Source organism: Mesorhizobium sp. M0815, from assembly GCF_040319995.1.
Classification (GTDB): domain Bacteria; phylum Pseudomonadota; class Alphaproteobacteria; order Rhizobiales; family Rhizobiaceae; genus Mesorhizobium.
Genome location: NZ_JAMYOU010000013.1, coordinates 67,268 through 92,180, shown reverse-complemented (window position 1 = coordinate 92,180; position 24,913 = coordinate 67,268). Strand labels below are relative to the sequence as shown.

General features: G+C 62.8%; 31 protein-coding genes. 16 read left to right on the top strand and 15 right to left on the bottom strand.

All coding sequences use genetic code 11. The annotated features are described in order from the left end of the window. The first annotated feature begins 2 nt into the window (after positions 1–2). The gene (locus NKI01_RS16460) at positions 3–953 is read left to right on the top strand and encodes a cytochrome c (RefSeq protein ID WP_352963912.1); all 951 of its coding nucleotides are present in this window, start codon (positions 3–5) and stop codon (positions 951–953) included. A 12-nt stretch (positions 954–965) separates the two neighbouring features. Here NKI01_RS16460 and NKI01_RS16455 read toward each other — a convergent pair whose 3' ends face one another. The 3 genes from NKI01_RS16455 to NKI01_RS16445 all read right to left on the bottom strand — a co-directional run bounded on the left by NKI01_RS16455 (position 966) and on the right by NKI01_RS16445 (position 4,309). Further along, the gene (locus NKI01_RS16455; protein WP_023718410.1) at positions 966–1,349 is read right to left on the bottom strand and encodes an SET domain-containing protein; all 384 of its coding nucleotides are present in this window, start codon (positions 1,347–1,349) and stop codon (positions 966–968) included. A 142-nt stretch (positions 1,350–1,491) separates the two neighbouring features. Beyond that, on the bottom strand, positions 1,492–2,118 hold the full coding sequence (locus NKI01_RS16450) for a LysE family translocator (protein WP_352963910.1): 627 nt from the start codon (positions 2,116–2,118) through the stop codon (positions 1,492–1,494). Between the two features lie 79 nt (positions 2,119–2,197). After that, positions 2,198–4,309: a S9 family peptidase gene (locus NKI01_RS16445; RefSeq protein ID WP_352963907.1), complete on the bottom strand. Its 2,112-nt coding sequence runs from the start codon at positions 4,307–4,309 to the stop codon at positions 2,198–2,200. Positions 4,310–4,424: 115 nt separating this feature from the next. On the opposite strand from NKI01_RS16445, the gene NKI01_RS16440 reads away from it, so the two are divergent. Both NKI01_RS16440 and NKI01_RS16435 read left to right on the top strand, forming a co-directional pair. Further along, the gene (locus NKI01_RS16440) at positions 4,425–4,796 is read left to right on the top strand and encodes an SH3 domain-containing protein (RefSeq protein WP_023718408.1); all 372 of its coding nucleotides are present in this window, start codon (positions 4,425–4,427) and stop codon (positions 4,794–4,796) included. A 413-nt stretch (positions 4,797–5,209) separates the two neighbouring features. Further along, a complete protein-coding gene (locus NKI01_RS16435) occupies positions 5,210–5,635 on the top strand; it encodes a Ros/MucR family transcriptional regulator (RefSeq protein ID WP_023677844.1) in 426 nt (141 codons plus the stop codon). A 113-nt stretch (positions 5,636–5,748) separates the two neighbouring features. Here the strand turns inward: NKI01_RS16435 and NKI01_RS16430 are convergent, their stop codons facing one another. Continuing rightward, positions 5,749–6,177, bottom strand: coding sequence for a SufE family protein (locus NKI01_RS16430; RefSeq protein WP_023718407.1), 429 nt, complete (start codon positions 6,175–6,177; stop codon positions 5,749–5,751). A gap of 113 nt (positions 6,178–6,290) precedes the next feature. Then, positions 6,291–6,659: a DUF5330 domain-containing protein gene (locus NKI01_RS16425; RefSeq protein WP_023718406.1), complete on the bottom strand. Its 369-nt coding sequence runs from the start codon at positions 6,657–6,659 to the stop codon at positions 6,291–6,293. A gap of 519 nt (positions 6,660–7,178) precedes the next feature. On the opposite strand from NKI01_RS16425, the gene NKI01_RS16420 reads away from it, so the two are divergent. From NKI01_RS16420 to NKI01_RS16410, 3 genes are all read left to right on the top strand, one after another. Further along, a complete protein-coding gene (locus tag NKI01_RS16420; protein ID WP_023718405.1) occupies positions 7,179–8,924 on the top strand; it encodes an ATP-binding protein in 1,746 nt (581 codons plus the stop codon). Then, positions 8,899–9,666 carry a peptidoglycan-binding domain-containing protein gene (locus tag NKI01_RS16415; RefSeq protein ID WP_023718404.1) on the top strand — a complete coding sequence of 256 codons (768 nt, stop codon included), beginning with the start codon at positions 8,899–8,901 and terminating at the stop codon, positions 9,664–9,666. The genes NKI01_RS16420 and NKI01_RS16415 overlap by 26 nt, the downstream gene beginning before the upstream one ends. Positions 9,667–9,760: 94 nt before the next feature. Next, the gene (locus NKI01_RS16410; RefSeq protein ID WP_023718403.1) at positions 9,761–10,108 is read left to right on the top strand and encodes a DUF1491 family protein; all 348 of its coding nucleotides are present in this window, start codon (positions 9,761–9,763) and stop codon (positions 10,106–10,108) included. Between the two features lie 4 nt (positions 10,109–10,112). Here NKI01_RS16410 and NKI01_RS16405 read toward each other — a convergent pair whose 3' ends face one another. Then, positions 10,113–11,123, bottom strand: coding sequence for a DUF2336 domain-containing protein (locus NKI01_RS16405; RefSeq protein ID WP_023718402.1), 1,011 nt, complete (start codon positions 11,121–11,123; stop codon positions 10,113–10,115). 187 nt (positions 11,124–11,310) lie between these two features. Here NKI01_RS16405 and NKI01_RS16400 point away from each other — a divergent pair, with 187 nt between their 5' ends. Next, positions 11,311–11,502, top strand: a complete 192-nt coding sequence (locus tag NKI01_RS16400) for a hypothetical protein (protein WP_352963905.1) — start codon at positions 11,311–11,313, stop codon at positions 11,500–11,502. 14 nt (positions 11,503–11,516) lie between these two features. Here the strand turns inward: NKI01_RS16400 and NKI01_RS16395 are convergent, their stop codons facing one another. The 7 genes from NKI01_RS16395 to NKI01_RS16365 all read right to left on the bottom strand — a co-directional run bounded on the left by NKI01_RS16395 (position 11,517) and on the right by NKI01_RS16365 (position 17,857). After that, positions 11,517–12,065: a DUF1254 domain-containing protein gene (locus NKI01_RS16395; protein ID WP_023718401.1), complete on the bottom strand. Its 549-nt coding sequence runs from the start codon at positions 12,063–12,065 to the stop codon at positions 11,517–11,519. After that, positions 12,058–12,642 (bottom strand): DUF1214 domain-containing protein, encoded by a 585-nt coding sequence (locus tag NKI01_RS16390; protein WP_023718400.1) that lies wholly within the window; start codon positions 12,640–12,642, stop codon positions 12,058–12,060. The genes NKI01_RS16395 and NKI01_RS16390 overlap by 8 nt, the downstream gene beginning before the upstream one ends. Before the next feature lie 97 nt (positions 12,643–12,739). Further along, the gene (locus tag NKI01_RS16385; RefSeq protein ID WP_023718399.1) at positions 12,740–14,899 is read right to left on the bottom strand and encodes a transglycosylase domain-containing protein; all 2,160 of its coding nucleotides are present in this window, start codon (positions 14,897–14,899) and stop codon (positions 12,740–12,742) included. Positions 14,900–15,076: 177 nt separating this feature from the next. Continuing rightward, a complete protein-coding gene (locus tag NKI01_RS16380; RefSeq protein ID WP_352963903.1) occupies positions 15,077–15,235 on the bottom strand; it encodes an NAD(P)-dependent oxidoreductase in 159 nt (52 codons plus the stop codon). A gap of 295 nt (positions 15,236–15,530) precedes the next feature. Continuing rightward, positions 15,531–15,692: a hypothetical protein gene (locus NKI01_RS16375; RefSeq protein WP_352963901.1), complete on the bottom strand. Its 162-nt coding sequence runs from the start codon at positions 15,690–15,692 to the stop codon at positions 15,531–15,533. A gap of 82 nt (positions 15,693–15,774) precedes the next feature. Then, on the bottom strand, positions 15,775–17,394 hold the full coding sequence (gene groL, locus NKI01_RS16370) for a chaperonin GroEL (protein WP_352856199.1): 1,620 nt from the start codon (positions 17,392–17,394) through the stop codon (positions 15,775–15,777). A gap of 103 nt (positions 17,395–17,497) precedes the next feature. Beyond that, complete coding sequence (locus tag NKI01_RS16365) at positions 17,498–17,857, bottom strand: co-chaperone GroES (RefSeq protein ID WP_352963899.1); 360 nt, start codon at positions 17,855–17,857, stop codon at positions 17,498–17,500. A gap of 243 nt (positions 17,858–18,100) precedes the next feature. On the opposite strand from NKI01_RS16365, the gene NKI01_RS16360 reads away from it, so the two are divergent. Together NKI01_RS16360 and NKI01_RS16355 are read left to right on the top strand one after the other, a co-directional pair. Next, complete coding sequence (locus NKI01_RS16360) at positions 18,101–18,373, top strand: hypothetical protein (protein ID WP_023718395.1); 273 nt, start codon at positions 18,101–18,103, stop codon at positions 18,371–18,373. Then, entirely contained in the window at positions 18,370–18,636 is a 267-nt protein-coding gene (locus tag NKI01_RS16355) for a DUF1488 family protein (protein ID WP_023718394.1), read from the top strand. The genes NKI01_RS16360 and NKI01_RS16355 overlap by 4 nt, the downstream gene beginning before the upstream one ends. Here the strand turns inward: NKI01_RS16355 and NKI01_RS16350 are convergent. Together NKI01_RS16350 and NKI01_RS16345 are read right to left on the bottom strand one after the other, a co-directional pair. Next, the gene (locus NKI01_RS16350) at positions 18,633–18,857 is read right to left on the bottom strand and encodes a hypothetical protein (RefSeq protein WP_031193831.1); all 225 of its coding nucleotides are present in this window, start codon (positions 18,855–18,857) and stop codon (positions 18,633–18,635) included. The genes NKI01_RS16355 and NKI01_RS16350 overlap by 4 nt on opposite strands. 44 nt (positions 18,858–18,901) lie before the next feature. After that, positions 18,902–19,117, bottom strand: a complete 216-nt coding sequence (locus NKI01_RS16345) for a hypothetical protein (RefSeq protein WP_352494821.1) — start codon at positions 19,115–19,117, stop codon at positions 18,902–18,904. Between the two features lie 266 nt (positions 19,118–19,383). Here NKI01_RS16345 and NKI01_RS16340 point away from each other — a divergent pair, with 266 nt between their 5' ends. The 7 genes from NKI01_RS16340 (at position 19,384) to ccmE (ending at position 24,884) form a co-directional block, all read left to right on the top strand. Continuing rightward, positions 19,384–19,794, top strand: a complete 411-nt coding sequence (locus NKI01_RS16340) for a DUF3168 domain-containing protein (RefSeq protein ID WP_023718393.1) — start codon at positions 19,384–19,386, stop codon at positions 19,792–19,794. A gap of 398 nt (positions 19,795–20,192) precedes the next feature. Further along, positions 20,193–20,492, top strand: coding sequence for a hypothetical protein (locus NKI01_RS16335; protein ID WP_023718391.1), 300 nt, complete (start codon positions 20,193–20,195; stop codon positions 20,490–20,492). A 64-nt stretch (positions 20,493–20,556) separates the two neighbouring features. After that, on the top strand, positions 20,557–21,222 hold the full coding sequence (locus tag NKI01_RS16330; RefSeq protein WP_352895194.1) for a response regulator transcription factor: 666 nt from the start codon (positions 20,557–20,559) through the stop codon (positions 21,220–21,222). 10 nt (positions 21,223–21,232) lie between these two features. Further along, positions 21,233–22,645, top strand: a complete 1,413-nt coding sequence (locus NKI01_RS16325; RefSeq protein ID WP_051409642.1) for an ATP-binding protein — start codon at positions 21,233–21,235, stop codon at positions 22,643–22,645. Between the two features lie 109 nt (positions 22,646–22,754). Further along, complete coding sequence (locus NKI01_RS16320) at positions 22,755–23,189, top strand: RT0821/Lpp0805 family surface protein (RefSeq protein WP_352848216.1); 435 nt, start codon at positions 22,755–22,757, stop codon at positions 23,187–23,189. Positions 23,190–23,306: 117 nt separating this feature from the next. Continuing rightward, on the top strand, positions 23,307–24,437 hold the full coding sequence (gene ccmI / locus NKI01_RS16315; RefSeq protein WP_023718387.1) for a c-type cytochrome biogenesis protein CcmI: 1,131 nt from the start codon (positions 23,307–23,309) through the stop codon (positions 24,435–24,437). Between the two features lie 3 nt (positions 24,438–24,440). Continuing rightward, positions 24,441–24,884 carry a cytochrome c maturation protein CcmE gene (ccmE, locus tag NKI01_RS16310; RefSeq protein WP_023718386.1) on the top strand — a complete coding sequence of 148 codons (444 nt, stop codon included), beginning with the start codon at positions 24,441–24,443 and terminating at the stop codon, positions 24,882–24,884. Positions 24,885–24,913: the final 29 nt, after the last annotated feature.

Below are 24,913 nucleotides of genomic sequence, written 5' to 3'. Positions count from 1 at the left end.
CAATGCCCTTGCTGAAGAAACTCGTCGGCGCCGCCCTCGTTCTGGGCGGCGTCGCCGCGATTGCCGGCTGGTTCCTGTCGGCTCCGGTCAGGCTCGGTGCCGCCACGCTGGCGCAGCTTGGCCCCGGTGACGCTGACAGGGGCAAGCGCATCTTCTACGCTGGCGGCTGCACATCCTGTCATGCCAAGCCTGGCTCGCAAGGCGACGCTCGCCTTCAGCTGGTCGGCGGCCTCGAGCTCAAGACGCCATTCGGCACCTTCGTGCCGCCGAATATCTCGCAGGATACCAAGGAGGGCATCGGCGCCTGGTCGGTCGAAGACTTTGCCAACGCCATGCTGAAGGGCGTGTCGCCGTCGGGCGAGCATCTTTATCCAGCATTTCCCTATATTTCATACGCGCGCATGAAGCCGGCCGACATTGCCGATCTCTATGCGTTCCTGAAGACCTTGCCCGCGGTCGCCGGCAAGGCACCCGCCAATTCGCTGGGGTTTCCCTTCAACGTCCGACGCGGCCTTGGTCTGTGGAAATTGCTCTATCTGAGCGACAAGCCGGTCGTTTCCTTTCCCGAAGGCACGCCGCAGCCGGTGCAGGCCGGCCGCTATTTGGTCGAAGGCCCCGGCCATTGCGGCGAATGCCACACGCCGCGGGACCTTACCGGCGGTACCAGGAAGAGCCAGTGGCTGGCAGGCGCCGCGGCCGCGGAAGGCAGCGGCATCGTGCCCAACATCACGTCGGGCGAGGGCGGCATCGCCGACTGGTCGGAAGCCGACATCGCCAACTATCTCGAAACCGGCTTCACGCCGGACTTCGATACGGTCGGCGGCGCGATGGTCGACGTGCAACGGAACATGGCCGTGCTGACCCGGGAGGACCGCGCGGCGATCGCCGCCTATCTGAAAGCCGTGCCGCCGCATCCCAACGGCTATCCGGCGCGCAAGAAGCCGGCGAGCTGACGGGCCGTTGGGTCAGCGGTCGCCGAGGAAGTCGAAGCCGGTTTCGAAGAAGTGATTGTAGTCGCAGGTCATTTCCTCGCCGGGCGCAATGTCGCGCAAGGCATAGGTCTCCTCCGGCTGCGAGACGTCGCAATTCGGGCTGTCGGCATGGTTCATGTAGCGCGCATCGTCGGCTTCGAAGACGATGTAATTCGGGTCGCGCCGGTCCGGATAGGCGTAGCGGTCGAGATAGGTTTTGACCGGCCCGGTTTCCCGCTCGTAGGTCTCCACCTCGATGCGCCGGTCGTATTTCGGGTCGAGCTTCCAGACCAGCGTGCCGCGGGCAATGTGGTTTTTGGCAAAGACGCCGATGCCCTGGATGGGCGATTTGTCGAGATAGACATCGACGAGCAACATGGCAGATCCCTGGGTGATTATGTGTTGGCGCGGCTGTGAAAAGCCGCGCACTGGGTAGCGCGCGGCCTTTGCAATTGCGAGCGGAAAATCAGCTGTGCCTGCCCATTATCCGAAGCCTCATACGGCGTCGCCTGTCGAGCTCCTAGCGCTGTTGCAGCGCCAGCCGGATGCCCAAGGCGCAATAGATGCCGCCGACAGCCTTGCCTTGCCATCTCAGCACCGTCGGGCTTCGGCGCAGGAATGCACCGAGGCCGCCCGCACCCACGGCGAAAACCAGCGTGCTGATGAGGCCCAACAGAACAAAGATCACGCCCAATGTCGCCAGTTGAAGCATCACCGATCCGTTTTCAGGCCGCACGAACTGCGGAAGAAATGCAAGGAAGAAAAGCGCGGTCTTGGGGTTGAGAACCTCGGTCAAAACAGCCTGCCGAAATGCTTTGGTAGCGGGGATCGCAAGTGCGCCGGCGGCCGGATAGGCAGGCGTTTTCTCGATGATCGCGCGAATGCCGAGATAAATGAGGTAGGCTGCGCCGATGTACTTCACGATGCTGAAAAGCGCCGCCGACGTGGCAATGATCGCCGAAATGCCGACGATCGCCATGAAGGTGTGAACCACGTCGCCGGCCGCGATCCCCGCGCCGGTCGCGATGCCAACCCTGGTTCCGGAACTGGTGGCCCGCGCCACGGTCAGAAGGGTGGCCGGACCGGGGATGAAGACAAAGCCAAGCACAACCGCGACATACGCAATCAATGTGGCGAGATCGATCATTGGTGGGCGTCTCCGCAACTCTTACCGCGAATGAAAGCCACGTCTCGGAACGGAAGGCAATGACCGCTCTCCCCCGACTTCACGCGGCTGGTTCGGCCTTGCCTGTTACCTTGAGCGCGAAGGCATAGGTGAACGCGATTTCCTCCAGCCTGGAAAACCGGCCGGAGGCGCCGGCGTGGCCTGAATCCATGTTGATCTGGAACAGAACCGGATTCCCCCCTGTCTTGCGGTCGCGCAACCGCGCCACCCATTTGGCCGGCTCCCAATAGGTGACGCGCGGGTCGGTCAGGCCGGCCAGCGCCAGGATCGGTGGATAGTCGAGTGCGGCGACATTGTCGTAGGGCGAGTAGGCGGCGATGGTCCGGTAATCCTCCGCCGAAGCGATCGGGTTGCCCCATTCCGGCCATTCCGGCGGCGTCAGCGGCAAGCTTGCGTCGAGCATGGTGGTGAGCACGTCGACGAAGGGAACCTCGGCGACGATGCCGCCGAAGCATTGCGGCGCCATGTTGGCGACCGCGCCCATCAGCATGCCGCCGGCCGAGCCGCCTTGCGCGACGATGCGGTCATGCTGCGTATAGCGTTCGGCGACGAGGTGGTGGGCGGCAGCGACAAAATCGGTGAACGTATTCATCTTGTTCGCCCGCTTGCCGTCGTCGTACCAGCCATAGCCCTTGTCCTTGCCGCCGCGGACATGGGCAATCGCGTAGACAAAGCCGCGGTCGACCAGCGAAAACAAATTGGTGTTGAACGCGGCGGGTACGGCTATGCCGTAAGATCCGTAGCCGTAAAGCAGGCAAGGCGCCGATCCGTCGAGCGGCGTGTCGCGGTGGTGGAGGAGCGAGATCGGCACCAGTTCGCCGTCGGCGGCAGGCGCCATCAGCCGGCGCGTGACATAGTGCTCCGGGTCATGGCCGGACGGCACTTCCTGGGTCTTGAGCAGCACGCGCTCGCGGGTGCGCATGTTGTAATCGAAGACCTGCGCCGGCGTCGTCATCGACGAATAGGAAAAGCGCATGATTTCGGTGTCGTATTCGTAGGAGCCGGACAGGCCGAGCGAGAAGGCTTCCTCGTCGAAGGAGATCAGGTGCTCTTCGCCGCTCTTGCGATCGCGCACGACGATGCGTGGCAGGCCTTCCTTGCGCTCCAGCCGGACCATGTGGTCCTTGAAGCCGATTACCGAAAGGATCAGCCGGCCCGCTTCGTGCGGCACCAGTTCCTGCCAGTTGGCGCGCACCGGATCATGGGCCGGCGCCGTCATGATCTTGAAGTCCTTGGCGCCGTCGGCATTTGTGAGGATGAAGAAGATGTCGCCGCCTTCCTCAAGGTCGTACTGCAAGCCGGTCTGGCGTGCCGCAACCAGCTTCGGCTCTGCGGACGGTTCGTTGGCGTTCATGATGCGATATTCCGAGGTCTCATGGTCGTTGATGCCGATCATGATCCACTCGTTGGAGCGTGTGCCGCCGACATCCATGAAGAAGCCCGGATCGGTTTCCTCGTAGATCAGCCGGTCGTTTTCAGGACTATCGCCAAGCGCATGGAACAGCACTTTGGAAGGACGGTGGTTGGGGTCGAGGCGGGTGTAGAAAAAACCGTCATTGCCGGCATCCCACACACCGCCGCCGCCGGTGTCGGGGACCCTGTCCGTCAGATCGTTGCCGCCGGCGAAATCGCGGACGCGCAGCGTGTAGAATTCGGAACCCTTGTCGTCGAACGCCCAGAGCAGCTTGCGGTGGTCGTCCGAATGATCGACGCCGCCCAGGCGGAAATAGGGCTTGCCCTCGGCCTCGGCATCGCCGTCGAGCAAGATCTGCTTGTCGCCGCCGTCGCGCGCCGTGCGGAAATAACGCGGCTGCTGGCCGCCAAGCTTGAAGGAGGAGCCGTAGGCGTAAGGCCCGTCCTTCATCGGCACGGAAGAATCGTCTTCCTTGATGCGTCCCTTCATTTCCGCGAAAAGCTGTTTCTGCAGTTGGACCGTATCGGCCATCAGCGCCGCCTGGTAAGCATTCTCGGCTTCGAGGTGGGCGCGGATCTGGCCGTCGAGCAGCGACGGGTCCCTGAACATCTCTTGCCAATTCACGGCCCTCAGCCAGGCATAGTCGTCCGTCCGCGTCATGCCGTGATGCGTGTCGAAGATCGGCCGCTTCTCCGGCTGCGGCGGGGTGGCGGTCGGAAACACTGGAGTTCTGGTCATTGCGTCTCGCTGTGGAAGTTACTTGAATGGCGAATGAACACGCCGATCAGCGCGGGTTCAAGGGCTACGATCTATTGTCGTGGTGGCTCAAGAGGACGGGCTGGAGGAGAGGACAATGAATATTTTTTCTCGGACTGCCGCGGCCCTCGCCGTCGCTGCGATGACCCTGGCCAATGCCGGTCAATCTCATGCAACTGCCTTTGCGGCTTGGCAAGTGGCCAATGTGCCGTTCGGCGACACGCTCAATGTGCGCAAATATCCTTCAGGAACTTCGCAGAAGCAGGCCGCCTATCCCAACGGGACGGTTCTGCAGATGACCGGCAAATGCACCGGTGGGATAAACCTGCTCGACATGACCAGCCAAACCTACTGGCAGCAGAAACAGAAGATCCGCCATCGCTGGTGCGAAGTCTGGCACGATCCGGCACAGAGCGGCCAGTTCGTCACCGGCTGGGTCTACGGAAAATACATCACCCCGTTTCAGTGACGCAGCACGCCGCTCCGGCCGACGGCTCACGAGCAACAGTAACGCTTCGCAACCTATGATTTTACTGAATCCGCCGATCGGCCAGGCTGTAATGCTGCGGGCAGGATCAAGCATTGAGCTCTATTTACCTGCTGCCGTCTGTGTAATGGCTGCTTGCCGCGGCGTCAGTCGATGCTGGTCTGACCAGAAAAAACGGCAAAGTTACACTCTGCACGAAAGAGTGAAGCTGAATATGAAAGATTTGACTTGTATCGCTGAATAGAGCGCAAGAAGCGAATTGACTTACTTGACGCTCAGGCCCATTAAGATGGCGCGACGCGAATCGCGGAGGCTTTTTCCTGCACAAGTTCGCGCGATGCCCAACTATCGAAACGGGCGCAAACAGAAACAATTCTCGTTGGGGCCTGAACGCCATGGATATTACCGAAACACCTTCCAGAAACAGTGACGCGCTGATCGAGCTCACCGCCGATGTGGTGGCCGCCTATGTCAGCAACAATCCCGTGCCGGTCGGCGAATTGCCGAACCTCATCGCCGATGTCCATGCCGCTCTCGGGCGCGTCGGCGGGGCCGCCGAGCAGCCGCCTGCCGACAAGCAGAAGCCGGCGGTAAATCCGAAGCGTTCGGTGCATGACGACTACATCATCTGTCTCGAAGACGGCAAGAAGTTCAAGTCGCTCAAGCGTCACTTGATGACCCACTATGATCTGACGCCCGACCAGTATCGCGAAAAGTGGAACCTGGACCCGAGCTATCCGATGGTTGCGCCCAATTATGCGGCCGCCCGTTCGCAGCTCGCCAAGAAGATGGGTCTCGGTCGCAAGCGCAAGGGACGCTGACAAGCGGCTCTTCCGGTTTGACACTCAAGCGGCGCCTTCGGGCGCCGTTTTGTATTGGGGGGAGACCAAGCTCGGGCCGCCAGTTCTTCATACTGCTGGTAATTGCCGTCCGGTCAGGCGGTCTGCTTCAGCGCTGCCTCGGCGTCACGCTTGATACGCTTGACCATCGAGCGAAGACCATTGGCGCGCTGCGGCGACAGGTGCTCGTCAAGTCCGAGTGCCTTTAGCGTTGCCTCTGCGTCGGTCCTCTGGATTTCGCTGGCGGGCCGTCCCGAAAACAGCGCCAGCATGATGGCAACCAGGCCGCGCACGATATGGGCGTCGGAATCGCCCTTGAAGGTAATAACGGGATTGGCACCCTCGCCTTGCTCGGTGGTCAGCCAGACCTGGCTGACGCAGCCGGGCACCTTGTTGGCTTGTATGCGTTGCTCGTCGGGAAATGGCGGCAGCGCTTCACCCAGTTCAATCACATAGCGATAGCGGTCTTCCCACTCGTCGAGCAGGGAAAAGTCGTCGCGGATGGTCTGGATCGTCGTGGTCATTTCCCCGGATATAGTCATCCGGCGCGGCCGCGTCACGGAAAAAGAGGAGAAACGCCGCAGGCGCCGAGAGCGGGGCGCCCTGCGGTTTAGCGATGGATTCGGCCGAAACAGTCTCAGTTCTTTGCCGGCAAGTGCACTTTCGCCGGCAAATCGACTTTCGCCGGCAAGACGATTTCCTCGGGCACGCTGCCGGTGGTCGTCACCGTATCGGGTTCAGCGGCCTTGTCGTCCAGCATGGCGGCCGCGATCTTGGCGGTCTCCTTTGCGCGGGCGGTGATGGTGTGCATTGCCGATTTGCCGGTCTCGCACACGTCCGGCTTGCGCTCGCAGATGCCGGCGATGTCGCCGACGGCTTCGCGCGCGGCAAACAGCGCCTGGAGCGGTCCGACGCTTTCACGGCCCGCATCATCGGAGCCGACACCCAGCGGCAGCGCCAGAAGCACCAGCGAAAACCAGAAAGCAGCTCTTATCAGAAAGCCCATCTGTCTGTCCTTTATGACGGTCATGCATCCGAACCGCACGACCCCTGTACGGCGATATTGGCACGGACGCGCAAAGGACGGCTTGTCCCGAAAGCAACAGTTTTCCTCAAATTTTAGGCAGATTCGAAACGAAGCGTTTTGAAATTCATTTGCCTCGAACGACTTAGATTTTATTCAGCAAAGGGTAACCATCCAACCTGTTGTTTTTCCTGCTCATTTTTTGAACCGGCGACAGTTTGGCGGCCTCGGCCGCAGGTCCAGGCGCGGGCGGTCCGGATAACGCTCCGTTTACTATGGCGGCAATTGCCCCGGTTTTTCGCCGCCGGTATCCCGATATTTGCAGCCGGCCGGGGGACGATCGGCCCAGCCTTATCCATTCCTTAAACGCTGGATGCGAGTTTCGGATCGACAAAAGCCACCTGCAAAGCAGGGCCGTTCACGACCGGGTGCGTTGAGTTGAGTGCGATCAAGGCCAGATACGCCGAGTTGCCGGGCGCGATAGCCGCCGGTTGCGAACGGATGGTTCATCCGTCCGTCCTCGGCCAGGACGACCGCCGCCGCCACAGCCGGTTCATTGGCGTCATGCTGGCGGCTCCGTTCTTCAGCGCAGGTGCAGCGGTGACGCTGGTCACGTCGGGCATGGGCGCGGCCGTGACTGTGGCTGCGATCTTTGCCGCGTTCGGCCTTTGCTGGTTCGCCGCCCTGCTGGTGGCTGCATCGGGTAAGATCACCCTGGCCGGCCAACTAGCCTTGGTCGTGAGCAGTGTTGCCCTGGGTGCCCTTGTCGCTGCCGCCGGCGGTGTGGCCTCGCCGGTTGCCGTGCTTGCGGTGGCGCTGCCGTTTGAAGCCTGGTGGATCGGCCAGTCGCGCCGTGCCGTGATCTGGGGCGCCATATCGGCCCTTGTCGCAGTCTTGCTGCAGCCTTTCGCCGGTTCCGTCTTGCCGCTCGGCCAGACCGAAATCGCCGCATGGCACTGGCTGGTACCACTGGCCTGGGCGCTCACGCTCTTTCCGCGTGTCGCTCCACTTCGTGGCGCCGCCAACGCACAGCTCGATCCTGCCGGCAGCGACCGGCTCGAAGACCTGATCGACGCTGTCGTGCTGCGAATAGCGGCGCATGGCGAGGTTCTGGACGCCTCGACCAAGGCGCGCACGATGCTGAGGCTGCCGCCGGAGTTGCTTTTCGGCGCCGGGCTTTTCGATCGCATCCATCTGTCCGACCGCGTCCCGTATCTCAGCGCGCTGGCCGATATGCGCGATGGCGCTCTGTCGCGCCGGCTCGACCTTCGCGTCCGGCTGCCGCAGAACAGCGGCGTGACGGCCGACAATTACCGGCCGTTCTCGCTCGAGATGATGCGCGCGCCGGGGCAGGAGACTGTCTTCACGCTCGTTCTGCGCGAGAATGATGAACTGGCCGGACTGCGCCAGGAGCTTGCCGCCGCCAATGAAGCGGCTGCCTCGGCCGAGGTGGCGAAAGGACGCTTCCTTGCCGTCGTCAGCCACGAGCTGCGCACCCCGCTCAATGCCATCATCGGTTTTTCGGACATGCTGCTGCACGAGATGTTCGGCACCTTCAAGGATCCGCGCCAGAAGGAATATGTCGGCTTGGTACGGGATTCGGGCCAGCACCTGCTTGCCGTCGTCACCTCGATACTCGACGTATCGCGGATCGAATCGGGCGCCTATGCGACCGAACCGGAACCGTTCCGCTTCCGCGAAGCGGTCGAGATGTGCCAGTCGATGATGCGCCTGCAAGCCGAGGCAAAAGCCATTGATCTGCAGGCCCAGATCGCGCCGGACGCAGGTGAAATAAATGCCGACCGTCGCGCCGTGCAGCAGATCCTGATCAATCTCGTCTCCAACGCGATCAAGTTCACGCCCGAAGGCGGCAACGTCGTCATCGGCGCCAAGCGGATCGGCTCGCGGCTGCATTTCTGGGTCCGGGACACCGGCATTGGCATCGCCGAGGAAGATTTTGCCAATCTCGGCAAGCCGTTCATGCAGATACAGAACGACTATACCCGTCGGTTCGAAGGCACCGGGCTTGGGCTTTCGCTGGTGAAGGGGCTGGTGGCGCTGCACGACGGCACCATGTCGATCGAAAGCATGCCGGGCGAGGGCACCACGGTAACGATCAGCCTTCCCGTGAACGGCCCGACGGGCCACTCGGCGGAGAAGACCGGCGTGGTGCCGATGTCCGCGGCCAAAGCCAGAGCGGACGGTGGCAAAGGGGAGAGCAATGGGTCGCTCCGCAAAACAGCCTAAGGCGGTCAAACGCCGCGGCAATGCCTTCGAGCACGGAGCGATGGCTCTGGGCAGCCTGATCTCGCGCAATCCAGTTGTGGTCGGCGGCTCCACCGCATTCCTGGTGACGCTGTTCTACGTCTCGGCGAACGCTCTTTGGTACCAGCCCTTTCCGCACGCCGGCGCGTTTTTCGTCACCAGGAGCATCGAGCGCTTTCCCCGGGCGGACAGCGACGAGCCCGAAACCACCATCAACATCGTGCGTCCGGCGGCTGCGCCGATCAAGAGCGACCCGGTCGTCGAGCAGGTCCAGGGCATATTGAAGGATCTCGATTTCTATTCCGGCACCGTCGACGGCATTCCCGGACCGAATACGCGCAAGGCCATCCAGGCCTATCAGCAGAAGGTCGGATTGAATGCCTCCGGCGAGATCGACAGCATTCTGCTGGATCAACTGGGTGCCACGCCGACGACCGCGGCCGTGGTGCCGCATCCCGTGCCGCGGCCGGTCGAAACGGCCGCTGTTCCAGCCGCCATTCCAGCGTCCGCACCGGCAAATGCGGCGGCACCTGATCCCCGCATCGTCAAGATCCAGGCCGGACTGAAAGCTTTCGGCAATGACGACATGCAATTGGACGGCGTCGTCGGCGCACGCACCAAGGCCGCGATCAAGGAATTCCAGGCGCTTTTCGGCCTGCCCGAGACCGGCGAGCCCGACGAGATCGTCTACGTCAAGATGCGCGAGATCGGCCTGACCAACTGAGGGTCGTGACGGCCGCACGCCGGTCGCTCGGCAAAGACCGGTTACAGTCTTCCGGCCAATGCTGTAAGGACCGCCGCATGGCCAGGAATTCTCCATGCGGGTAACCACCGACCTGTGGGTATCGGCGCTGTTGCGTCGGGTTTTCAGCGCCGGCGGCTTTGCCGCCGTGGTCAAGCGCGGCGCGACGGAAGCCGGCGCGGTTTTCGTGCTGGCGCGGGGCAGGCTGGGGGAGATGGCGCTGTTCGGGCCGGCGCCGCAGACGAGCTACGATTCGGCCAGGCCGGACGACCGTTTCTTCAGCCTTCTCGGCGAGGGCGACGATGCCGCCATCTTCGACGCGCGGCTGGAGCGCGAGAAGAAATTCGATCCCGATATCTGGGTGGTCGAGGTCGAGGCGGGCGCCATTCCCGTTGAGGAGCTTATCTCGGTCAAGTTGCCGTAACTTTTCAGACGCGACGCGCCTTTGGGACAGCGGCAACATCGGCGCTGTTCGGCTTGCGCAGGTCGGCGTTTGCGGCGACGCGCCCGGGCTTGCGAACGATTTTCGACACGGTGTCGGCCTTCCAGCCGCGGAGCCTGTCCAACGCCGCGTCGCGGTGCAGCAGGCGGTAGCGGTCGAGGAAGATGCGGATCGCCTGCGGGTGCGGAAACTCGGTCGGATAGATGGTGGCCGTGATCAGGAACGCCTTGTCTTCGCTGAGGTCGAGCGCGCGCAAGGCGGCCAGCAGCGGTGTGTAATTTTGGCTCGTGGTGAGCGTCCGCGCCGTTGAAAAATCGACTTCGAGCGCATCGGCGAGCGCTGTCTGGAAGAATGCCGCATTGCCGGTCAGCGCGGTCTCGCGCAGCTTGACATAGGTTTGCGGCTCGACGAACGGACCGATAGCGGTGCCGCTCTCGGCGCGCATCATGGATCGCAACCGGCGGCGTACTGTTTCGGCGGCATCGGAAGCCTCTTGCCTGTTGGCATCGCTCGCAACCACTTCGGCGTTTTCGGACGCGGCTTTGGCGGTTGTTTCCGGCTGCTGTTGCGACCGCACCAGCGTCGGCCTTTCGAGCACTTTGATGAGATCCGCGATCGTTTGATTGAGATCCTTGCGGCGGGCAATGGCACGGGCATGCGGCAGCCCGTGGCGCCCGATCAGCGCGATGAGGTCGACGTCGCTGAGGGCACGCGAGCGGATGAGCAGCGGAGCGGCGATATCGACCCGCTCCTGGCAAAGCCGCCGCACCAGCGCGGCGGGTGCATATTCGCATTCGGAAAGGGCTGCCGCGACGTAGCGGCGCGATTCGACCGAGACATTGTCGAAAAGCGGCAGCGTCAGGTCTTCGAGCTGCGCGATCTCGCGGCGTGAAGGTCGGGTGAGCGAACAGAACGCCGACACCGCGGCGCGGAACAGCCTCTCGGCCTTTCCCGATTCAGCTCCTGCTGCGATTTGCCTGAAATCCGAAGCTGACACGAAGGATACGCCCGACACTCGACACGATCTGGACTGCGCTCTGCCGGGCTGTACCGGTTTCGCGTTTCCCAAGAACAAAGATCAATTTAGCGGCGATCCGTTAGCGCTCCGTTAACCTACTGCCTCCTTAATCGACTATGGAGGCGTTGCGTTGTGCTCCGGGGCAACCGAGAGGAATACGCGAACCATGGGCATGGTACTGTCTTTCGTGCCGCGAACGGCGGCAACCAATCGAGGACAACAAACCGCGGGAACGCCGGCGGCGGTGATCATCTTTCCCGGGGTCCGCTACGAGCAGCGGCCGCTGACCGGCGAGACGCGGCCGGTCGGCCCCGATAAGCCGGGACCTTCGGGGACATTGCCGGTACCGCATCACTGAGCATCGGAAGTGGGTTAAAAATCCTGCAGTTCGCAGGAACTCTGTTCGAGAAACCGCGAGACGATCGGCTTCCAGCTGTCGTCGGGCACGAACGAGCGGATGACGAACATGCCTTCCGCTATCGGCGCTTCGACGAAGATCGCCCCTTGCAGTTCCGCGGGAAGATTCTTGCGGACCTCGATCATCTGCGCCGGCGTCAGCACCACGGTGTCGAGCACGCCTGCGGTCGCGCTGCGGTCGTTGAACGAGTAGATGTTGTGGCCGCCGCGGTCATAGACCGATATCGACCAGAACGGCACCTTTCCCGGCGCCTTGACCCGCACCATCCCCTCGGCAAGGTCGAAGCGGCAAGCCGCCGCATAAAACAGCGGATCGACCGATTTCACCACCGGCGCGCCGCCGGCTTCCGCGTCGAGCCTGGTCATCTTGTAGAGATCCGAAGCCATGGCCAATCGCGACCAGGCGTCGCGTTCGGAAAACTCGGGGACGAGCAGCAGCACGATGATGTGCACGATGCCGCCGCCAAGCAGGCCGAGCAGCACGGCATGCAGCAGGCTACGCATTGCAGCCGACCTTCTGGATCTGCGGCAGCGTGACGTCCGAGAGGCCGGTGCTGCTGGCGATCGGCGTGTCATAGAACGTGAGCACGAAGTACATCCCGCCGGCGCCGCTGGTCAGCAGCCAGTTGTCGGGCGCCGGGCGGCTGCCGACGGAAATGATCACCGAATTGTCGGCCTCGCGCAGCACTTGATAGGACTGCAGCGCAGCCAGCCTCGGCTTGCCGGTCTCGATCACGCCAAGCGACCGATCTGCGGCATAGAGGGTCCAGAACCGGGCGGTGGGAAAGCCGCCCGCAATCTTGTAGGCACATTGCCGCTTGAGTTGCTCGCCGCCGGAATCGCGCTCGGCGATGAAGGACAGTCCTTCCGCCTGTCCGAGCGCCAGCACGCCTTCGCGCGCCACGCGGGCCTTCGAATAAGGATCCGCCGTCGGCGTGCCGATATCGGGGAAGGCGGTCCATTGGCCGATCCTGATGGCGCCGACGCCGTCCTGCAGCTTCAGTGCATACCAGACGCTGCCGCCACCGCCGACGACGGCGATGGCAAGCGAAAGCAGTGTCAGGAAGGCATTCTTGAGCATGAGGAGCCGGGGAACCGAAGGCCGGGGACTGAAAGACTGTCGCTCGGGATATCGCGGTGCGGGGGCTTGTGGCAAGCGGCCCTGTGGAATTGACCGCTCAGAGCGCCGAGAGGGTCTCCGGTGCAGCGGGCGCGTCGAGCACGGGTGCCGCCTGGAACAGCTTGGTGAGTTCCTTCAGGGTCTGGGTGGTCCGGCTGGACAGCACCGGCGGACGCTCGGCGGCGGCATCGGCTGCTGCCTGTTCGGCGCTCTTCTTTTCCGCTTCCTCGGCCTTGGCAGCGATTTCGGCATCGACGAAGGGGTGATCGAGGCCAGGGATCGGTCTGAGGTCGATATTCTGGTGCGCATAGAGCATCAGGCGCTGCCACACCATGGCCGGCAGGGTGCCGCCGGTCATCTTGTTGGTCGCGGTGAAGTCGTCATTGCCAAGCCAGACGGCGGCCGTGTAGTTGCCGGTAAAGCCGACAAACCAGGCATCGCGGTAGGACTGGGTCGTGCCGGTCTTGCCGGCGACGACGATGTTTGGAAGGGCCGCGCGCCGGGCCGTACCGATCACCGGAACGGCGGCCAGCATGGTGTTCATGTATTTGAGCGCCTGCTCCGACAGCACCCGGTGCGGCGGCGGCGCATCCTTGGCGAAGTCGTAGACCACCTCGCCGGTGCGGGTGAAGAGTTGGCTGACGCCGTGCCGGGTTCCGGCAAAGCCGTTCTGGGCGAACACGCTGTAGCCCGTCGCCTGGTCCATCACGGTCATGCCCGACGTGCCGAGCACCATGGTCTTGTGTGATTCCAGCGGCGACTCGACGCCCATCGCCTCGGCCATCGCCTTGATCGGCTTGATGCCGAGATAATCCTTGGCCAGCCGCACCGGCACGGTGTTGATCGATTTGGCCATCGCCGTGATCAGCGTCACCTTGCCGGCCGACCCGCCATTGTAATTGTGGGGCGACCAACTGCCCCAGGAGATGGGTCCGCCGGAAACCACCGAATCCGGCGTGAAGCCATGCTCCATCGCCGTCGCATAGACATAGGGCTTGAACGAGGAGCCGGTCTGGCGAAGTGCCTTGGTGGCGCGGTTGAACTGGCTGGCGCCGTAGTCGCGGCCGCCGACGATCGCCCGGACCGCGCCGTTGGTCTCGATGACGACGATGGCGCCCTCGGTGACGTTGTATTCCTTGCCGAACTGGCGGAGGTGGAACTCCATCGATTCTTCGGCCGCCTTCTGGATGTTGGCGTCGAAGGTGGTGTGGGCGACAAGCGAGTGCGGGCCGCCTTTGGCGGCGATCTTCTTGACCTCTTCGAAGGCCCAATCGAGATAGTAGTCGGGGCTTTTCTGCTCGCCGCGATCAACGATTTCGGCCGGGTGTAATCTTGCCTGCAGCACCTGGCCTTCGGTCATGAAGCCGGAATCGACCAGGTTGGACAGCACGACATTGGCGCGCGCCCGGGCGGCGGGCAGGTTTATGTGCGGCGCATATTTGGTCGGTGCCTTGAACAGGCCGGCCAGCATCGCCGCCTCGGCAAGGTTCAGGTCCTTGACGCTCTTGCCGAAATAGAAATCTGCCGCCGCCTCGATGCCGAAGGTGCCGCCGCCCATATAGGCGCGGTCGAGGTAAAGCTGCAGGATTTCCTTCTTCGACAGATTGGCTTCGAGCCATAGCGACAGGAAGGCTTCCTTGATCTTGCGCTCGAATGTCCGCTCATTGGTCAGGAACAGGTTCTTGGCCAGCTGCTGGGTGATGCTCGAGCCGCCCTGGACGACAGAATTCGCCCGTACGTTCTCGAATATCGCCCGCGACAGGCCGAGCACGTCGATGCCGTAATGGTCGAAGAAGCGCCGGTCCTCGGTGGCCAGCACCGCCTTGATGACATGGTCGGGCATCTCGTCGACCGGCACCGAATCGCGCTGGATAATGCCGCGCTGGCCGATCTCGTTGCCGTAGCGGTCGAGGAAGGTGACGGCGAAGTCGCCCTGCGTGCGCCAGTCGCCGGCGGTTATCTGAAAGGCCGGCAAGGCCAGCGCCAAAAGCACAACGATGCCGCCCGCACCGAGCGTAAATCCTTCACTCAACAGTTCAATCATGCCGCGGCGCCAGCCGCCGACGCGGAAACGCCGCGAGAAGATGGTCGCCGCTTCCCAGAACTGACGCGCCCTGAAGCCGATTTCGTAGACCGAGGAATCGATCCACGCATCCACCGCCAGCAGCCTTGCGGCGATCGGACCTCTTCTCTTGCGTGGTTCCAAAGGACTAGCCATTCCAGGATCCGGCTGCGGCGATGCCGCCAACTGAGAAACCGCATGCCGGCAATTTCACGGCGGCGCACCTTGCAAGACTATTCGTCCATTTTGGTGCTGCCGACAAGGGCGATGAAGGTAAGGACGATGAAGATATAGCGGGCGGTTCGTCGAGGGGAAGACGGCTCCTGCGAGGCGTCAGCGCAGGATGTTGGCTACCCTGCGCGAGTAGGTGGTGCCGTCGAGTTGGGCGAGCATGAAGGCCGCCACGTCGGCACGCGCCAGCGTCGGCAGCAGCGACGCCGACCGGATGCCGTTTGCCGTGCGGAATTCACCCGTTGCCGCTCCATTGCTCAACTTGGGCGGCTCAACCTGGGCGGCTCCACGATGGTCCAGTCGAGCCTGGATTGAACGATCAGGCTTTCCTTCACCTCGTGGTCCGCCATCTCATCGCGCAGAACCAACGGTACGATGACGCCGCCAAGTAGCGGCCCCAGTTGCCGCCGCTCGGAGATAAGCTTGATCGCACCATGCAGGCACTGACGGCGCTTGTGCGTTCGGGCAAGATTCGCGTCCGGCCGCGCTGATCAGCGGCAAGACGCGGTAGGGGTCTGGTTCCGCGCTTGCGCGAGGTGCCGAGGATTGGCAGTCGTCACATGGGACGCTTGTCCGCGATCTTTTTCAGGTCGCGGCCTACCGTGCCGGCGTCGGCTTTCCTGTGCTTGTCGGCAAGCCTGCGAATGCGATCGAAGCGGCTTTCCTCTGCCACTTTGGTCTTCGTGGCTGCATTTGGCTTCGGGACGAATGCGATCATGGATCGATCTCCTTGCCGATGGCGCGCGCCGGGGAAGATACCCCGGCGGCTGTCTTTCAGGCTTGTTTCCGGCAGCGGCTGGTCAATAGCCCATGCCGCCGGGCGAAGCAGCGGCTTCCTTGGCTGAAACGTCTGTGATCATGGCTTCAGCAGTGATCAGTAGCGCCGCAATCGAGCCCGCGTCCTGCAGCGCCGTCCGCACCACCTTCGCGGGGTCGACGATGCCGGCCTTGATCATGTCGACATAGACCTCGTTCTGGGCATCGAAGCCCTGATTGTGGTCCTTGCTGTCGGCGAGTTTGCCGACGACAATCGAACCTTCGACGCCGGAATTCTCGGCGATCTGCCGGATCGGCGCTTCGAGCGCTCTCGACACGATCGAAATGCCCGCCGTTACATCGGCATTGGCTCCGGTCAGCCCGTTCAGCACAGCCTTGGCGCGCAGCAACGCGACGCCGCCGCCGGGAACGATGCCTTCCTCGACGGCCGCGCGGGTGGCGTTCAGCGCATCGTCGATGCGGTCCTTCTTTTCCTTGACCTCGGATTCGGTGGCGCCGCCGACGCGGATGACGGCAACGCCGCCCGCCAGCTTGGCGAGACGTTCCTGCAGCTTCTCCTTGTCGTAGTCGGAAGTGGTTTCCTCGATCTGCCCCTTGATCTGCTGGACGCGCGCCTGGATGGTGGCCTTCTCGCCGGCGCCGTCGATGATCGTGGTGGTGTCCTTCTCGATCAGCACGCGCTTGGCGCGGCCGAGCATCTCTATGGTGATGTTCTCCAGCTTGATGCCGAGATCCTCGGAAATCATCTGTCCGGCGGTGAGCACGGCGATGTCTTCCAGCATCGCCTTGCGGCGGTCACCGAAGCCAGGCGCCTTGACGGCCGCGACCTTGAGGCCGCCGCGCAGCTTGTTGACGACCAGCGTCGCCAGCGCTTCGCCCTCGACGTCCTCGGAGATGATCAACAGCGGCCTGCCGCTTTGCACCACGGCTTCGAGGATGGGCAGCAGCGCCTGCAGATTGCCGAGCTTCTTTTCGTGGATGAGCACGTAAGGGTCCTCCAGCTCGGCGCGCATCTTCTCGGCATTGGTGACGAAATAGGGCGAGAGATAGCCGCGATCGAACTGCATGCCTTCGACGACGTCGAGTTCGGTTTCGGCGGTCTTGGCCTCCTCAACGGTGATGACGCCGTCATTGCCGACCTTGTCCATCGCCTTGGCGATCATGGCACCGACGCTGGTGTCGCCATTGGCGGCAATGGTGCCGACCTGCGCGATCTCGCCTGAGGACTTGACCTTCTTGGCTCGAGCCTGGATTTCCTTGACGACGGCGGTGACGGCAAGGTCGATGCCGCGCTTGAGGTCCATCGGGTTCATGCCGGCGGCAACGAATTTGGCGCCCTCGCGCAGGATGGAAGCGGCAAGCACCGTGGCGGTGGTGGTGCCGTCGCCGGCGAGGTCGTTGGTCTTCGAGGCCACTTCGCGCACCATCTGTGCGCCCATGTTCTCGAACTTGTCGGAAAGTTCGATTTCCTTGGCCACCGTCACCCCGTCCTTGGTGATGCGCGGCGCGCCATAGGCCTTGTCGATGATGACGTTGCGGCCCTTAGGGCCGAGCGTCACCTTGACGGCGTTGTTGAGGATTTCGACACCGCGCAGCATGCGGTCACGCGCGTCGGTGGAGAATTTGATTTCCTTGGCAGACATGATTTTTTTCCAGTTCGGTTGGTCGTGGCAAGACGCTTGCAGCGCGCCTGAATCAAAACTTGGAGCATCCTTTGCGCGCCCGGCAGGGCGCGCGGCATTCCAATCAGGCGGCCTTCTTGGCAGCCACGCTCTTGTCGATGCCCATCTCGTTCTTGTCGATGATGCCCATCTCACTCTTGTCGATGATGCCCATGATGTCGGCCTCCTTCATGATCAGAAGGTCCTCGCCGTCTATCTTGACCTCGGTGCCGGACCATTTGCCGAACAGGATGAGGTCGCCGGCCTTGACGTCGAGCGCCATCAGCACGCCGCTTTCGTCCCGCGCGCCCGGCCCGACGGCGATCACTTCGCCTTCCTGCGGTTTTTCCTTGGCATTGTCGGGGATGATGATGCCGCCCTTGGATTTGGTGTCGCTTTCGGCGCGCCGAATGACGACGCGATCGTGGAGTGGCCGGAATTTCATGGGGACTCTTTCTGGGGCCGGCTTAGGCGGCCGCCCCTCTCTATAGGCGCCTTGGCACTCGATTGATAGGAGTGCCAAAAAATATTCATGGGGTATGTCAAATATTGAATTAATTATTTTGCCTGGCTATCCCTTGGTGTTCGGGCATTGCCGAATATTAATGAAATTGAATTTCTGTCTTTGAACACCTATTTTACGGTGAAGTTCACACTCACGACTTTCGCTGCAAGGGAGATTTTACCGATGGCCGAAGGCAATCAGAACATCATGGAAAAAGCTCAGGCTCGCTTCATGGAAAATCAAAAGAAAACGGCGGAGCGGAACAAAGCAACTGCCGAATATCTCTCGGAGGCCAAGGCCAGGGCTATCAAAACGGCAAGACTGAGGGAATTGCGACTGGCCAAGGAAGAGGCGGATCGCGCGGCGGCAGCTCTGAATCCGGTCGCCCCAAAGAAGAAGCGGGCGGCGCGGACAGTCAAGCAGGCCGTATCCGCATCGACGGAGGCCAAATCATGAGCCTGACATTTCCCAATCCCAGCCGCAGCTACGACGAGGCAAGCAAACGCATCCGCTTCGTCGGCCATGACGGCATGTTCCAGATTTCCTTCTCTGTCGCAACCGATGCCATCTCCAAAGTGCAGCCGGGAACGGCGGCCTCGGAAGCTACCTATCTGGCGGCCTTCGACACGGCTTCCAGCTCGATCCACGATGTCGCCAGGAATGCCTATGCCCGCACCCGCAGGAGCATATATGTGCTGACTGCGGCCGATTTTCGCTAGATCCGTCGCGATCCGTCCACAAGACGCTTTCTCGGGGCTTCCGGTCCGCCTGCATCCGCCGCGATGTCACGACTGTTCAGCCGATCGACCATCGCGTGCGCATCGCACGTGTTCATGCCGACCATGGATTGCTGCTTGAGCTCGACAGGCTGGCCGGTGAAGACGTAGAAGACGGTCCAGCTGTGAGGACGTTCCATACGCAGCGCGTAGCGGTTTGCCATCTTGGCATCCTTTAGTTTCCGCCCGATCGATGAATGTCGCTCGGTCAGGCTTGGGCGACGAAGAATATTGCCGCCAGGACAAGCACCGTCCACAAAACGACGAACAGCTTCAGGGCCAGGCTACCGTGCGCCGAGAGCAGCTCCCGAGTGCGGTTGACCAAATTCTTGATGGTCATCGACATGGTCGGCGCCGCAATCGCGACCGGCCGCGCCCTGACCCCAAGCTTTCCGAAAACAGGCAGCAGCGATGGCTCGCGCACGAAAACGACCTCGAATGTTTGGAAACCAGAATCTTCATAGCATCGTTCTTCGAACGCCCTGCACGCCAAATGAATTCGCGTCACCCTCAAGGGCGTCCGTGACGCGAAAGGCCGCGGCGTCGCGGGTTCCAGTAGCAGGGCTTATTCCCGAGATCATGAAGGTTCATAATCCGTATGAGACGCGCTGATTCGCGCTTTGCCGGGATGCCGCCATGCAACGCAGCTACGCAGCAGGGAGGTCGACGCGACGGGCGAGGGGAAAGACAATGACCGCGCCACCCGTCGAATTGCAGAAGGCCATATTCGAGGCAGTGAATGGCGATCCCGATTTATCGGCGGCACTGGGCGACGCAAGATTGTTCGACCGTGCGCCGGAAAATGTTGCGTTTCCCCACATGACCTTCGGCCGCACCAGCGTTTACGACTGGGCTACGGGCACGGAGAACAACGCCGAGCAGTTGCTGACGCTGCATGTCTGGTCGAAGTCCGAGGCCAGCAAGGAAACGCTCGACATCATGGACCTGGTCAGCGCCCGCTTGCGAGATGCGGCACTCTCGCTTGGCGAACATCGCCGCGCCTATCTCAAGCTCGAATTCGCCGAAGCCCGCTACGACGAGGACCTTTCGGCCCATCACGGGCTGCTGCGTTTCCGCGCCATGATCGAGGATGAGGGCTGACCGCCGGGCACTTTCCGTAAGAATCGGGCAATTTTGTTCTTGCTTTGTGCCGGCAGCTATGCTACTAATTTCACTATGGTGCTGATTGGCGCCAACGACCCGCCGCCGAGCGGGTTTTTTTGTTTCAGGTCGGTTCGCCTGAACCTGCCTTCGGTTGCCGGATCGATTGTCCCGGATCGATTGTCGAAGTCGGCGCACACCTGAAGCGATTGCCTTCTCCGCCAAATGATGCCGGTTGTCGGCGAAGGATCGGAGGGCTAGGTTAAACTTTGGCGATTTCGCGAGACGGGCGGCGAGATGGCAATCCGGTAATCTCGCGCTTCAGGGGTGTGGCGGGCATGCATTCGAGCGTTCACCGTTCATATCACGTTCAGCACCAGCGCGTTAGAACGCTGACCATGAACATCCTTTGCTCCCACTTCCGGACCGCGGCACTGGCGCTCTCAGCCGCCGGTCTGCTTGCGTCGCAGGCGATGGCGATCCCCGTTGTCGTGCCCGAGCAGCCCCAACCGGTCGTCCTCGCCGCCTCGGACTGCTATGCGATCGGCCAGCAGGTGGCCGAGCAGAATGGCGGCACCCTGGCCAAGGCCTCGCAGTCGACACGCGGCGGCCAGCCGGTCTGCGTCATCGTCGTGCTGGTTCCGGGCAAAGAAGGGCAGCGTCCGCGTCGCTCGGAGATCGTCGTTCCGCTGAACTGAACCGTGCCGTTTCCCAGTCTGCCGGAATCGGCCTATATCTGAACAGCTTCAACAGGCCTCCCGCATGCGCGTACTCGTCGTCGAAGATGACAAGGATCTCAACCGGCAGATCGGCGACGCGCTGGTCGATGCCGGCTATGTCGTCGATCGCGCTTTCGACGGCGAGGAAGGGCACTTTCTCGGCGACACCGAGCCCTACGATGCCGTCGTGCTCGACATCGGCCTGCCGCAGATGGACGGCATCAGCGTGGTCGAGCGCTGGCGCCGTGGCGGCCGCAAGATGCCGGTGCTGATCCTGACGGCACGCGACCGCTGGAGCGACAAGGTTGCCGGTATCGACGCAGGCGCCGACGACTACGTCACCAAACCTTTCCACATCGAGGAAATCCTGGCCAGGGTGCGGGCCTTGATCCGGCGTGCCGCCGGGCATGCCTCGTCGGAGCTGACCTGCGGACCGCTGCGCCTCGACACCAAGGCCTCCAAGGCCGACGTCGATGGTGTACCGCTGAAGCTGACATCGCATGAATTCCGCCTGCTTGCCTATTTGATGCACCATATGGGCGAGGTCGTGTCCCGGACCGAACTGGTCGAGCATCTCTACGACCAGGATTTCGACCGCGATTCAAACACGATCGAGGTCTTTGTCGGACGGCTTCGCAAGAAGATGGGCATCGACATCATCGAAACCGTTCGCGGCATGGGCTACCGCATGCGTAAGCCGGAGGCGTAACGCGGAACCGCTGCCTACAAAACCCGCCGTCTCGAACACGCCGTCGCTGCGGTCATGGCCGCGTTCGCTGGCGTTTCGCGTCATCGCCTTTTCCACGGTCTGGGCGATCCTCACTCTGGTCGTCATCTTCACCTTGATCACCACGCTCTATCGCCAGGCCAGCGAGCGCGGTTTCGACAGCCTGCTCTCGGCGCATCTGTTCAACCTGATCGGCTCGGTCGGCGTTTCCGAAAGCGGCCAATTGACCGGCGCTCCCGACCTTGGCGATTTGAGGTTCTCGGAGCCGAATTCCGGCTGGTACTGGTCGGTCGAGCCCGCCTCGGAAGGCGTGCACGGCGATCTCCATTCGTCGTCGATGACCAAGGCGATCCCGTCGCCAAGCGTTGCCGAGGTGCCATTCAATGCCAGCTTCCAGCGCAGTTATTCGGCGGACGGCATCGAAGGCGAGCAACTGGAGGTGTTCGAGAGCGAGTTCGTCCTCGATGCGAAAAACCGCGCCGCGCGCTTCCGTGTCATGGGCAACCAGACCGAGCTCGAGCAGGAAATCGCCACCTTCCAGCGGCGCCTTTTGACCTATCTGTCGCTGTTCGGCGTCGGCATGATCGCCATCAATGCAATCGCCATCCTGCTCGGCCTGCAGCCGCTGCGCCGGGTCAGGAATGCCCTTGCCATGGTGCGCGAAGGAACTGCGCAACGCCTCGACGGCCGCTTCCCGGCCGAGATCGAGCCGCTCGCCAACGAGACGAATGCGCTGATCGAGAACAACAGGCGTATCGTCGAGCGGTCGCGCACGCAGGTCGGCAACCTCGCGCACTCGCTGAAGACGCCGCTGGCCGTGCTGCTCAACGAGGGGCGGGCGCTGGGTGGCGCCAAGGGCCAGCTCATCGCCGAGCAGGCCGCTTCCATGCAGAAGCAGGTCGACCACTATCTGCAACGTGCCCGCGTTGCCGCGCAGCGCGACAGCGTCGTTTACCGCACGCCGGTGGCGCCGCTGGTCCAGCGCATGGTGCGCGTGCTGCAGAAGCTCAACCCGCGGACCGCGCTCTCGCTCTCGCTGCCGGCCACCGACATCGTCTTTGCCGGCGAACGTGAGGACCTTGAGGAGCTGCTCGGCAATCTGCTCGACAATGCGATGAAATGGGCAAGGAGCGCGGTCGCCGTTTCCGTCAAGCCCATCGCCGGCAGGGAAGGGGCGGCCAATCTGTTCGAGATAGCCATCGAGGATGACGGCCCCGGCATTCCCGAAGACAAGGCGCGCGAGGCATTGCAGCGCGGACGGCGTCTCGACGAGACAAAACCCGGCAGCGGGCTCGGACTTGCCATTGTCGCCGACCTTATCAACGAGTATGGAGGCGTTCTGGCGCTGGAACGATCCGTCATGGGTGGATTGAAGGCGGTGGTTCGATTGCGGAGCCTTCAGTAATGCTTTTCCGGGCGGCTGGCTGCGGCCAAATTTCCGATAAACATCGACATTATGGCCGCGCCAGCCTGCTGACAGCGCGGCGGTCCAGCTCAAGAAAGCCGGTATTGGCATGAGGATTCGCGTCGCGCTCGTTTCCGCCCTGCTCGCCGTCTCCGGCTGTACGACGCTCGGCAAGGGCCCAGCCGTTACGGTGACACCGGCCGCCACGCCTCCCAGTGGCGCCAAGGTCGCGACGACGATCATCGCCGCCATGGGCGGCGGCCTCGTCGGTGGCTCGATCGGCACCGGCTTGAGCGAGACCGAGAAGCGAAGCGCGCTCGAGGCGGAATACAAGGCGCTTGAATATACGGCGAGCGGCCAGAAGGTGGCGTGGAAGAGCGACAGTTCGGCCCATCGCGGCGAAGTTGTCGCCGCCCAGCCCTATCGCGTCGGCTCGCAGGACTGCCGGCAATACACCCATACGGTGTTTACCGGCGCTGCCGGCGCCACCGCGCGCGGAACCGCCTGTCGCAATGCCGACGGCAGCTGGACCCCGCTGACGTAGCTCGCCGGCCGTTGATACACCGATCCCGGTCCGGCACTATCGATCGGAGCGGTCCCGTCAAAGCGTCGCAGCACGCTTGTGTTGGCAGGGCAAGGGTCTCGTTCTATTGGAAGAGCCATGCTGTTCTGGGTCATAGCCGCAATCCTGACGCTGGGCGCAAGCCTGGCGGTGCTGCTGCCGTTGGCGGGCGAAACAAAGAACACGTCCGCTGCCGGCGATCACGACCTTGAAGTCTATCGCGACCAATTGGCCGAGCTTGACCGCGACGTGGCGCGTGGCCTGATCCGGCCAATGGAGGCCGAAGAGGCGCGCGCCGAGATCGCCCGCCGCATCCTTCGCCTGAGCAATGCCGGCCCGGCCGGCACGACGGCGACACAGCGGTCGACAAGGCTGGTGGCGACCGCTGCCGTGCTGGTGGTTCCGCTGGTTAGCTGGGGCCTTTACGGCCAGCTCGGCTCACCCGACCTGCCGTCGCAGCCGCTCAGCGAACGCCTGGCCAAGAACCCCGCCGACAGCTCGGTGGACGAGCTGGTGGCACGCGCCGAAGCGCACCTTGCGGCCAACCCGTCCGATGGCCGCGGCTGGGACGTGCTGGCGCCGGTCTATCTGCGCATGCAGCGATACGCCGATGCGGTAACCGCCTACCGCAATGCCATTCGCCTTGACGGCGACAGTGCCGCCCGTCAAGCCGGCCTCGGCGAGGCGATCGCCAATGCGGCCGGCGGCATCGTTTCAGCCGACGCCCAGGCTGCTTTCGAGGCGGCGCTGAAGCTCGATCCGGCAAACCCGAAGGCCTCGTTCTATCTCGCCATGGGCTTAGCGCAGGAAGGCCGCACAGCTGAAGCGACGGCGGCTTGGCAAAAGATGCTTGCCGCCTTGCCGCAGGGCTCGCCGTGGCGCGGTGCCGTCGAGCAGGCGCTCGCTGAATCCGCCGCCCGCAACGTCGCTTCGGAGGCGCCCGCGAAAGGGCCGAGCGCCGACGATATCGATGCTGCCTCCTCGATGTCGCCGCAGGACCGGCAAGCCATGATCAGCACCATGGTTGCCGGCCTCGACGAAAAGCTTCGGCAAAATCCGCGCGACGAGGAAGGGTGGATGCAGCTCGTTCGTTCCTATGCCGTGCTGGGCAAGACAGATCAGGCGCGTGACGCACTCAATCGCGGTATCGCCGTCTTTGGCGCGGACAGCGACCAGGCCAGGAAATTCACCGCCTTTGCCGCCTCGCTCGGCGTGACGGCGACGGAGTAGACGATGACGCGCAAGCAGAAACGACTGTCGGTGATCGCTGCGGGGCTGGCCTTCCTCGGGGTTGCCACCGGGCTGACCTTCTATGCGCTCGGCCAGAAGGCCTCCTACTTCTACATGCCGGCCGATCTGGCCACCGCCAGCCTTCAGCCGGGCCAGCGTATCAGGCTCGGCGGCCTCGTCGAAAAAGGCACAGTAGAGCGTAGCCAGGGCGCCACCGTCGCCTTTTCGGTGACCGACAACCAGAAGGACGTCAAGGTTACCTATACCGGCATTCTTCCCGACCTTTTCCGGGAAGGGCAGGGCGTGATCACCGAAGGCTCGTTCGGCCCTGACGGAATCTTTGTCGCCGACAGCGTGCTCGCCAAGCATGATGAGACCTATATGCCCAAGGAAGTGGCCGACGGCCTCAAGGCCAAGGGCGTCTGGCAGGAGAGCAAGAGTGACTAGAGAGGTTCCGCAAAAGTGTTCCACGGTTT